Source organism: Okeania sp. SIO3I5 (genome assembly GCF_010672085.1).
In the GTDB taxonomy this organism is placed as follows: Bacteria; Cyanobacteriota; Cyanobacteriia; order Cyanobacteriales; family Microcoleaceae; genus Trichodesmium.
In genome coordinates, this window is the sequence record NZ_JAAHHT010000303.1 from 1 (window position 1) to 10,172 (window position 10,172).

Sequence of the window (10,172 nt, forward strand, 5' to 3'; positions counted from 1 at the left end):
GCCCATAGGGATTGGAACGGCGCTCGTAATATTATGTTGCGAGCTTTGCCGGCAACAGCCATCACTTTAACTGGTGATGCTATACAGATTCAAGGTGAATAGCTTTGAGTAGGTTAAATGTTGCACAACTAATCATTTGCTAGAAATAAAAAACCTTTTAAGAGATGAAGTAAACAATTTTCACCCCCTATTCCCTATTCCCTGACTTCTGCAAGAAGTCTAATATCAATATCGAGGGGGTGATGAACCAACTTCTAACAGAAGGAATTGATAAATTTATCAAACCCTTTACTTCTCTAATCAAATCTCTAGAAGAAAAAATCAAAAAATTCGCACCTGTTTGAGGATAATTAAATCTGATGTCATCAGCCATTTTTATGTCAACGACAGCCAAAATGTGAAAAAAGTTACCGTTTAACTAATAGACATCTCCAACAATAAAAAATCAAATCAATTATTGTACATCAACCATTAATTATTTTACCCTATTCCCTATTCCCTCTTTTCTGGAGATGTCTAATGACTAAAAATAGGAATTAATAATGTAGTTAAATAGGCTGAATTATCAGATAATTTAGTAATAAATAAGTCATAAGCTAATTGTGATTTAATTAGATCAAAAGCACAGTTATGCAAAAACAAAAGAGCTTCTACAAGTAACTAATTAGAAGGAGTAAAATATAGATGGTAGCAGTATTAGAAAATCCACTGCGGGTTGGATTACAACAAGACCGGGTTCCAGAACCACAAATTCTGATTATTTTTGGTGCATCCGGTGACTTAACTCAAAGGAAACTCGTTCCAGCATTATATCAAATGAAGCTAGAACGAAGACTTCCCCCCGAACTAACAATAGTGGGAGTAGCACGTAGAGAATGGAGCCATGATTACTTCCGCGAACAAATGCGGACTGGTGTAGAAGACTTTGGTGGTGGTTTACAATCTGAAGAACTCTGGAATGATTTTGCCAAGGGGATTTTTTATTGCCCTGGTAACATAGATAAACCAGAAGATTATCAAAAACTCAAAGAACTTTTGAGTCAACTGGATGAAGAGAGGGGTACGCGAGGTAATCGGGTATTTTACTTGTCTGTAGCTCCCCGATATTTTGGAGAAGCTACTCAACAGTTAGGGGCAGCAGGAATGTTAGATGACCCCAAAAAGCACAGATTAGTAATTGAAAAACCCTTTGGTAGAGACCTCAGTTCAGCTCAGGTACTCAATAAAATTGTGCGTCAAGTTTGCCCCGAAGAGCAAATATATCGCATCGATCACTATCTAGGAAAGGAAACAGTTCAAAACTTAATGGTATTTAGATTTGCCAATGCCATTTTTGAACCTCTATGGAATCGTCAATTTGTTGATAACGTGCAAATCACTGTTGCAGAAACAGTAGGGTTAGAAGGACGTGCTGGATATTATGAAACATCAGGTGCACTGCGGGATATGGTACAAAACCACCTGATGCAATTATTCTCCCTCACAGCAATGGAACCTCCTAATTCCCTAGATGCTGACAGCATTCGCAACGAGAAAGTAAAAGTAGTTCAGGCAACTCGTCTAGCAGATTTAGAACGATTAGAATATTCGGCAACTCGCGGTCAGTATACAAATGGTTGGATGAAAGGTAAAAGTGTGCCTGCTTATAGGGAAGAAGGAGGAGCAGATCCTAACTCGACAACACCTACTTATGCCGCACTGAAACTCAATATTGATAATTGGCGTTGGAAAGGAGTACCTTTTTATTTGCGGACTGGCAAACGAATGCCAAAAAAAGTCTCAGAAATTGCAATTCAGTTTAAAGAAGTACCATTTTTGATGTTCCAGTCCGCAGCTAAACAAGCTAATCCTAATGTATTGGCATTGCGCATCCAACCCAATGAAGGGATATCGATGCGTTTTGAAGTCAAAACACCAGGTAGTTCCCTGCGAACTCGCTCAGTAGATATGGATTTCCGTTACGATACTGCTTTTGGTAAACCTAGTACAGATGCTTACAGTCGTTTATTGGTTGACTGTATGTTAGCAGACCAAACGCTGTTTACTCGTGGCGATGAAGTAGAAGCATCTTGGCGAGCATTAACACCAATACTAGGTATCTGGGATGCTCCTGCTCCACCAGAGGTAATACCTTTGTATGAAGCAGGTTCTTGGGGACCAGTTGAATCTGAGTTATTGCTCAACCGAGATGGTCGTCGTTGGCGCAGATTGTAAATTCAAAATTCAAAATTCAAAAGTTTAAAGTTAAGTATATGCTTTCAACTTTTGACTGGAAAATTGGGTTTCATATCAAATCCACTTGCTTTGGAGTGGGACTTAGGTAAACCAAACAAGAAACCGGGTTTATTGCCCTGCTGGATTGTTGTTCAAACCAGGCATTGCTGAATTAAGGGATGAATATTAAGTGGGAACAGGCAAGATGCCTATTCCACAAATATTAAGGAACGGGCAAGATGCCTATTCCACATTTCCTTAATAAACCCGGTTTATCCGGAACAGGCAAGATGCCTATTCCACAAATATTTAAGTCCTGAATGATAATGGCTTTTTTCTTTCCTACTCCCTACTCCCTTAACTTATAACTGATAACTGAAAAAAATGACTACAACACTTGTTACCTTACAACAACCAAAAGATATCTCTCTGAGTGAAATTGAGGCAGAACTGAATAAAATCTGGCTCAGTCAAAGTGGAGGTAAAGCCACTTCAATTGCTACCAGAGCAGCTACTTTCAGTATGGTCATATATGAACCCGAAGAATTCCAGCAAGTTTTGGCTGGTTTAGGATTTTACAAGGGTGAAATAGATGGTATTAATGGAACAGCAGCTCGTGAAGCTATTAAGGAAGCTCAAAAAACTTATGAATTACCAATCACAGGTAGAGTAGACTCCGAAACCCTCAGCAAGTTACGTTCAGAGTGGGCAGCCAAATCACCACAAGAACGGCAATTCTCCAATATGGATGTCAGGGGATTTAGTGTCAGTGAAGTTATCGCAGATCAAAATCCCTGTCGGGTTATTACATTATGCCCTACTTTTGGAGAAGATACAGGAGTAACAGCTCAAGTTTCTGCTTATTGTCCAGTGCAGAAAAAGCAGTCTTCACTAATTTGTTGTGAATACATTACCCTACGCGGAACTAAAGAAGCACTAGAACGGGTAAGTGATATAGTGACTTCATTGATGGTTCCTGATTTGCCCAAGTTTGTTTGGTGGAAAGCTACTCCCAACCCAGAACAAGAACTTTTCCGTAATCTATGCGAACATAGCAACTGTATTATTGTGGATTCATCTTATTTTAGCGATCCAGAATCAGAATTTCTTAAAATGCAGGATTTGATTGAAAATCAAACCTATATTGCTGACTTAAATTGGCATCGTCTCTCTGCATGGCAAGAGTTAAGTGCTGCAACTTTTGATCCACCAGAGCGTCGTGCTGCTCTAAGTGAGATTGATACTATTACTCTTGACTATGAAAAAGGTAATGTATCTCAAGCATTAATGTTCTTGGGTTGGTTTGCTAGTCGTCTTGATTGGCGACCCATCGCATATACTGAGACTGGTGGTGATTATGATATTACTCATATCAAGTTTACCAGTCCTAACGATAAGGAAGTTTTAGCTGAGTTGGCAGCAATTCCTACTGCTGACTATGGTGAAATTCCTGGAGATTTAGTGGGTGTGCGTTTGGATTCGTCAAGTAATCCCAATGCAGGTTGTTGTACTATTTTGTGTTCTGAAAGTACTGGTTGTATGCGATTAGAAGCGGGTGGTAGTGCCCAGTCTTGTCGTACAGAGCAAGTTAGTGCTTTAAGCGATCAGAAAGCGGAATATTTGATGGCTCAACAATTACAACGTTGGGGAAGAGATGTTTTGTATGAGGAGAGTTTGTCTATAACTGCTGAAATTCTCAAATTGCGTTAATTTTGGCAATATAAATATCTCCCAAAATTAATATTTTTCACAAAAAAATGTAGAGATGTTCCATGGAATTTCTCTACATTCATTATATCAGTTATCAAAAACTTTATTATACTTGAATTTTATATTTCTAAAATACGATTTATTGACGTAATTTTATTGTTAAGTAACACCTATAATTTCTCTAGTTATTTTTACCACTTTCCGAGGTTAGACATCTCCAATAATCAAAAATTAAATCAATTTTACTCAAGAAAGGAGCGATTATTTCCCTATTACTCTCCCCTATTACTCTCCCCTGTTCCCTGTTCCCTGTTCCCTCTAAATAAAATCAATTCCTATGGATAAATTCTCAATTATTCCCACCTGTTCCCTGTTCCCTATTCCCTGTTCCCTCTAAATGATAGAATTAAAAAGAATTTATCATCTATCATCCTCCAAAAAAGCTATGTTCTGTCCAATGCAACTTGATTGTCAGGCTATGACAGGAATCATCTATAATTGCCCTAACCTGTCAGAATGTCTAGATAATTCTCCCCTAAATAGAAGAGAAGCTATGAGACTTTATTTCCTGAATCAAGGAATAAAACCAGAAGACATCAGAGTTAATAGACAACTTACTCAAGACAACAATTTTTTAGATTCTCCTTGTTTATACAATAATTCCAGTTTTACCTATAATTTTGATAGTGAGACTAGGGACAGAATTATTTTTGGTATTCCTCTGGCATGGGATGACTACATGGGTGGAGCGCGAAGTTTCCATGATTTGACTAGAGAAAAATTAGAGCAACTTATTAGTCAGGGTTTTGCAAATCCAGCAGATACACAGAATTTTTCTCCAACAATTAGGGATTTATTTGACTTTGCACAAAGACAAGGGAATAAAGGTTTTGAGTTTATTTTTGAAGGTTATGTGATTAGTCCAGAACGTTCAGATTATCGAGTTAGTATTGATGGTTTATTTTATCAGGGAATTTGCTCTACAGAATTAATTTTTGACTTTCAAGAATTTGTTAATGAACCAGATGAATTAGATATAGAACCTAACTATTTACGTGCTTGGTGGGATTGAAAATTAGGACTTGCTGAAAAAAGCAAAGTGTGAGAAGGTTGGGAAGTGTGGGAAGTGTGGGAAGTGTGGGAAGTGTGGGAGGTGTGGGAAAGTAGGAGAAATAATTTTTCCTTGATTTTTCTGCCTCGCGTTATCCCAAATTCCTCACTATATGCAGCTCTTTTCACCGAAAAATTGATACTTTTTCACTACTTAAAATGGCTAAAACCTTTATATGTAAATGCTTTAATATTTAATCAGCAGAGCAATAATTATTAAAACTAATAGACATCTCCAGAAAAGAGAGAATAGGGAACAGGGAACAGAGAACAGTAATTGATAATTTGTGGATAATAATTAATTTTATTTTTGATTTTTGGAGATATCTAATAGCTAATAAGTTTATAAGCAGGTATTAATTGCACATTCTATTAACTCCCAGTTAAGTATTCCCTTCGTTAACTAAGAAATTTCTAAAAGCACGATTACTTAATAATAGGTTGATATATAGTAATCCTAAATTGGTATAAAATTAGAAAAATATAATCTTACAATTGTTTAGTAAAAATTGTTAGTAATACTGCTCCTAATAAATAATAATTAGCTTGTAAATTTAAGCCAGCTTCTTTACCCAATTTTTCACGAGCTATTGGACTGTAGAGGTTTAAACCCCCTGGAGAAATACTTAAATACTGAAATTCATCTTGCCATTTAAAATAAGAATCAACTAAATAAAAATATCCACCAGGGCGTAACACTCTATTCACTTCATTTAATACTTGCGGAGGATCTGGATAATGTAAAAAACTAATTGTATTAAAAACAGCATCAAATACGTCATTTTCCAAAGGCATTTCTTCAGCATTTCCTGATACAAATATTAAACGTTGTGGATAACGATTTCGACTATTTGCTTGACTGATCATTTCTGAAGATAAGTCTAAACCAGTACCTTGAAGATTAGGAAAATTAACAGCAAGACGATTGAGCAGTTTTCCTGTACCACAACCTAAATCTAATACATTTGCTGAAGTTGGTAAATTTACATATTCCAGCAACCTTTGATGTATCGCTTGATAAACTACAGATGGAAATAACCAATCGTAACTTGGTGCCCAACGGTCAAAAAATGTTTGTTTAAGAGAAGTATTATTTGTCATTTCAGTTATAGTGCTACGCGAAGCGTGAATAGGGAATAGCGGTGCGACCCCGCGTCGGCGATAGACGCAAGGGAACGCGCACCAAGAGAGGGAATAGGGAATAATAGAGTTTCAAAGGGTTTTTCTTATAGGGAAATGCTCCGCAAACAGGATTTATAAATTTCCTAACCTTAATGCGTAATGCTATATCAGTTATATCATGTCCGGTAGCATCGGTATTGTATAGCAAAGGTAGGGAACAGGGAACACTTAACTGGGAACAGGGAGGAGGGAGGAGGGAGGAGGGAACATTTAACTGGCAGGAATACTTAAGAGCCAGAAAAAAAACTTAAATTTCCGGTAAAATTCACCCTTGAGTTTACACCAACAATACCAGCGGACATGATATTATTGATAGTTTTAGGGAGTTAGATCATTTCAGTTATTAGTTATCAGTTATCAGTAACTCTAGCTGTTTGCGCAGCATGACCTAGGAAACCTTTGGGATTGAAATATTGAGGTTGATTTTTTTATCCCCTTAAAAGGGGAGGTTTTAAACCTGATTTTTTGCTCAAATTAATAATTACCCAATTATTAATTATAGAGGTTTGCTGATCTAAATAATTCAGATGAAAAGCTGTATTTTTAAAGGAGCAAAAAAGATTTTTTTTCTTTCAGTGAATCTTCTCTATTTTAGGGAAAAGTAATTATTAATCATTAATTACACGAATTACGCGATGTGCAACTTTCTAGGGAATAATCAGCTTTTTTGAGTCTATAGCTGAAAATTTATTTCTCAAAACTCCCTAAATTTCCTCAGTTGGAAAAAATTTTACACGGCGTTGTTAATTATTAATTACTGAAGATTATTCAGCTTTTTCAACCAGAGAGATATCAACTTAATATTAAGTTGATAAATAGCCTCTGATTCTATTTCCTAATTATACAAAAAACTCTATATTTAACCTTATGGAAAAATGCTATAAATTCAACATTTGTTAGCAATTTAGTTATACACTAATGCCTCCTTTGCTCTAGTCATTTCAATGGTAACTCTACCCCCAAAATCAGGGATAGGAGCAGCTAACTTCGTCAAACTAACCTTAACATTTTGTACTAATGACTCTTCTAAAATAGCCCTAGCAATTACATCCGCTACTTTTTCTAATAAAGCAAACTCAGAATTTTTCACCAGTTCTTGGACAATATTAACGATTTTGCCATAATCTACAGTATCTTCTAAGGCATCACTTTTACTAGCAGCAGTCAAATCTAATCCTAAAATTAAATCTACTTCAAACCATTGACCTAATACTTTCTCTTCTGGAAAAAATCCGATGTATCCGTAGCAGCGAATTCCAGTAATTGAGATTGAGTCCATAATAACTAATTAAAAAATAGTTCCATCACTTTTTATTTTAATCGGAGGCGTACCATCTTTTCTTAATTCTCTTACTATTTTTCTTCCTGCTGTCCAGGTGCCACCTTGTCAAACTTTTACTAATGGTAATTCTGAGGCAGTTAAGTTAAGTTTTTCTCGAATAACTCCAGCAATTTTCTCTAAAAGACTAATAGTTAAGGCTATCCATTATACAATAATTTCGGAATTTGGTAAATGTTGCTGCTGTAAAATTAAGGGATTTTTCACTTTTATTAATTCCATATCTATAAATAAACCGCCATTCCGATATTCTGCTAACCCAGTTAAATCATCTAATCCGATTATTTTTAAACCCAATTCTTGTAATAGTTCGAGTAGTGAATAGGTCAACCATTGAGATAATTTATGAAAGGGTTGATTAACTATTGTTGATTTGCTAATATTTATTCACATAAATTCATATACATCATATACATTGATCGATCTAGTTGCATAGATTGTGCTATAATCACCAGCAGACAGAGTAGTTTGTGGTGCTTGCGCCAGGCCACTATGTAACCGCTATCCTGATAAGTTACCCCTAGCATGGTCAAGTAATTAAAACTTCTGCGAACGTCGATAACCAAGACGATAAAGGGACGTTCGCATTTTTGTTATGCAACGTCCGTACAAAGCATCTACAGGTTTTCTTGTAGATTTTGGGAGATACCCCCGAAGCCGGCGATATTGCTGTGCATTGTTAACATTTGTTAGCACTCATAGTATCGGTACTGTTGGTAAATAGTATCAATGACATAATTAGCAGATTTGTCCAGTTGGGTTAAATCAACTCGAAAATTATTGAGTTGGTCTTGTAAAGCAAGAGAAAAGATAGGATTACTTTGGAATTATCAGTATATAAACTAAGACGTTATAAATATTTGATTCCAGATTACAGATGTGAAAAGATATATTTATGTGGGATACTATTCGTAGATAATATTTTATCAAGAAAATTCCATCAACAAATCAGAATCGAAAAATTATAAGCGATCGCTCTAACAATGTCTAATTCTATTAACTTAAACAACTCAGAAAAAAATCAGGGAAATGCAGCTATTGGTATGGGTAGCAATTTAGGAGAATCTCTCGATACCCTCAAAAACGCAATTCAAACTTTAGATGAAATTCCTGGTATAAACTTAATTACTTATTCTAACTGGTATAGAACTAAACCAATAGGTGGTCCACCGCAGCCAGATTATATCAATGGTTGTGCATTATTAAAAGTAGAATTAACCCCCCATAAATTGTTAGAAATTCTCTTAGAGACTGAACAACAATTTAAGCGGATACGTTTAGAACATTGGGGACCTAGAACTTTGGATTTAGACTTAATTCTATATGATGACTTAATATTAGATACTCCTAATCTGCAAATACCCCATCCCCGAATGAGAGAAAGAGCTTTTGTACTTGTCCCCCTAGCAGAAATAGCCCCTGATTGGATAGATCCAGTTTCGGGAAAAGCGATCGCTAAACTTCTAGAAGAGGTAGAATGTTCAGGAGTATCTAAGCTTTGACATACTCCCGACGCTGCCCTTACGGGACTAATCGGGATTCTGAGCGTCTGGGAAACCCTGACCGCTGCGCATGACAGAGGTGATGTCCTCCCCCTGTGTTGACATTGATAATAACAAAATGCTCCTAAAAGTGTCTTGGGCATATGAACCTTTAACTTATGAAGGTATCCGAATCCTGGCCTTGGCTTTCCCATACGACGCTCCCCTGCGGGAGAGCGCGGGACTTCTCGCCAGGAAAGTTAAACTGGCAAGTAAAAATAGCAATTTAAATAATGATTAAAAAAGCACTTGTAACAGGTTCAGCAGTGGGAATAGGTAGGGCGATCGCTCTCGACTTAGCAAGTAAAGGATTTGATATAGCATTTCATTATAACCGCAGTGCAGAGGCAGCCAACCAAGCAAGTCAAGAAGCAGCCACTTATGGAGTAAAATCTGTAGCTCTACAAGCAGATGTTACTAAACCAGAGCAAGCTAAATCTTTAGTAGAAAATGCAGCGGAAAAACTTGGAGGGTTATCAGTAGTAGTTAATAATGTAGGAAACTTTCTGGAAAAAACAACTAGCCAAATATCTATACAAGAGTGGCATGAAATGCTTGATTCAAATTTAAACTCCACCTTCTATGTTACTCAAACAACAATTCCTTACCTTAAAGCAGCAGGTTGGGGACGTATTGTCAACTTTAGTTTCGCAAGTGCCCAACATCTTAAAGCAGATGACAAACAAACAGCCTATAGAATTGCCAAGACTGGTATCATAATCTATAGTAAGTCCCTAGCTCAAGAATTAATTAAGGACAAAATTACTGTCAATGTAGTTGCCCCAGGAGCAGCAGAAAATACCATTGGTTTAGAGGAAACGATCCCTATACTCCCAACTAAACGTGCTGCAACTTTGAAAGAAATAAGTCATGTAGTTGCTTTCTTTGTTAGTCCTGAGTCAGAGTACATTACTGGACAAGTTTTGGAAGTAGCAGGGGGTTGGAGATTATAGTAATGGTAGAGAGAGTGTGGGGAGTGTGGGAAGTGTGGGAGGTGTGGGGAGTGTGGGAGGTGTGGGAAGTGTGGGAAGTGTGGGAAGTGTGGGGGGTGTGGGAAGTGTGGGGAGGGTGGGGAG

General features: G+C 36.9%; 10 protein-coding genes and 1 pseudogene. 6 read left to right on the forward strand and 5 right to left on the reverse strand.

Features of this window, described 5'->3' with window-relative positions:
* Window positions 1–684: 684 nt before the first annotated feature.
* The 4 genes from zwf (at window position 685) to F6K40_RS35840 (ending at window position 5,254) form a co-directional block, all read left to right on the forward strand.
* Window positions 685–2,214, forward strand: coding sequence for a glucose-6-phosphate dehydrogenase (zwf, locus tag F6K40_RS35825; RefSeq protein ID WP_293143608.1), 1,530 nt, complete (start codon window positions 685–687; stop codon window positions 2,212–2,214).
* A 384-nt stretch (window positions 2,215–2,598) separates the two neighbouring features.
* Window positions 2,599–3,924, forward strand: a complete 1,326-nt coding sequence (gene opcA, locus F6K40_RS35830; protein ID WP_293143611.1) for a glucose-6-phosphate dehydrogenase assembly protein OpcA — start codon at window positions 2,599–2,601, stop codon at window positions 3,922–3,924.
* Window positions 3,925–4,402: 478 nt separating this feature from the next.
* On the forward strand, window positions 4,403–4,996 hold the full coding sequence (locus F6K40_RS35835; RefSeq protein ID WP_293143614.1) for a hypothetical protein: 594 nt from the start codon (window positions 4,403–4,405) through the stop codon (window positions 4,994–4,996).
* Window positions 4,997–5,041: 45 nt separating this feature from the next.
* Window positions 5,042–5,254 carry a hypothetical protein gene (locus F6K40_RS35840; RefSeq protein ID WP_293143617.1) on the forward strand — a complete coding sequence of 71 codons (213 nt, stop codon included), beginning with the start codon at window positions 5,042–5,044 and terminating at the stop codon, window positions 5,252–5,254.
* A 269-nt stretch (window positions 5,255–5,523) separates the two neighbouring features.
* Here F6K40_RS35840 and F6K40_RS35845 read toward each other — a convergent pair whose 3' ends face one another.
* The 5 genes and pseudogenes from F6K40_RS35845 to F6K40_RS35865 all read right to left on the reverse strand — a co-directional run bounded on the left by F6K40_RS35845 (window position 5,524) and on the right by F6K40_RS35865 (window position 8,251).
* Window positions 5,524–6,135 (reverse strand): class I SAM-dependent methyltransferase, encoded by a 612-nt coding sequence (locus tag F6K40_RS35845; protein ID WP_293143620.1) that lies wholly within the window; start codon window positions 6,133–6,135, stop codon window positions 5,524–5,526.
* A 985-nt stretch (window positions 6,136–7,120) separates the two neighbouring features.
* Window positions 7,121–7,495 (reverse strand): dihydroneopterin aldolase, encoded by a 375-nt coding sequence (folB, locus tag F6K40_RS35850; RefSeq protein WP_293143623.1) that lies wholly within the window; start codon window positions 7,493–7,495, stop codon window positions 7,121–7,123.
* Window positions 7,496–7,504: 9 nt separating this feature from the next.
* Window positions 7,505–7,591 (reverse strand): annotated as a pseudogene (locus tag F6K40_RS35855) (DUF1688 family protein); the annotation flags it as partial.
* A gap of 111 nt (window positions 7,592–7,702) precedes the next feature.
* Window positions 7,703–7,942 (reverse strand): DUF1688 family protein, encoded by a 240-nt coding sequence (locus F6K40_RS35860; RefSeq protein ID WP_365673959.1) that lies wholly within the window; start codon window positions 7,940–7,942, stop codon window positions 7,703–7,705.
* A gap of 150 nt (window positions 7,943–8,092) precedes the next feature.
* Complete coding sequence (locus tag F6K40_RS35865; protein ID WP_293143626.1) at window positions 8,093–8,251, reverse strand: hypothetical protein; 159 nt, start codon at window positions 8,249–8,251, stop codon at window positions 8,093–8,095.
* A 287-nt stretch (window positions 8,252–8,538) separates the two neighbouring features.
* Here F6K40_RS35865 and folK point away from each other — a divergent pair, with 287 nt between their 5' ends.
* Both folK and tmpR read left to right on the forward strand, forming a co-directional pair.
* Window positions 8,539–9,057, forward strand: a complete 519-nt coding sequence (gene folK, locus F6K40_RS35870) for a 2-amino-4-hydroxy-6-hydroxymethyldihydropteridine diphosphokinase (RefSeq protein WP_293143629.1) — start codon at window positions 8,539–8,541, stop codon at window positions 9,055–9,057.
* A gap of 272 nt (window positions 9,058–9,329) precedes the next feature.
* Window positions 9,330–10,049: a bifunctional dihydropteridine reductase/dihydrofolate reductase TmpR gene (tmpR, locus tag F6K40_RS35875; protein WP_293143632.1), complete on the forward strand. Its 720-nt coding sequence runs from the start codon at window positions 9,330–9,332 to the stop codon at window positions 10,047–10,049.
* Window positions 10,050–10,172 lie beyond the last annotated feature (123 nt).

Excerpts from the sequence above, each read along its gene's own strand:
- zwf (WP_293143608.1), top strand. The coding sequence starts at position 685 with ATGGTAGCAGTATTAGAAAATCCACTGCGGGTTGGATTACAACAAGAC.
- folB (WP_293143623.1), bottom strand. The coding sequence starts at position 7,495 with ATGGACTCAATCTCAATTACTGGAATTCGCTGCTACGGATACATCGGA.
- F6K40_RS35845 (WP_293143620.1), bottom strand. The coding sequence starts at position 6,135 with ATGACAAATAATACTTCTCTTAAACAAACATTTTTTGACCGTTGGGCA.
- folK (WP_293143629.1), top strand. The coding sequence starts at position 8,539 with ATGTCTAATTCTATTAACTTAAACAACTCAGAAAAAAATCAGGGAAAT.
- F6K40_RS35835 (WP_293143614.1), top strand. The coding sequence starts at position 4,403 with ATGACAGGAATCATCTATAATTGCCCTAACCTGTCAGAATGTCTAGAT.
- opcA (WP_293143611.1), top strand. The coding sequence starts at position 2,599 with ATGACTACAACACTTGTTACCTTACAACAACCAAAAGATATCTCTCTG.
- tmpR (WP_293143632.1), top strand. The coding sequence starts at position 9,330 with ATGATTAAAAAAGCACTTGTAACAGGTTCAGCAGTGGGAATAGGTAGG.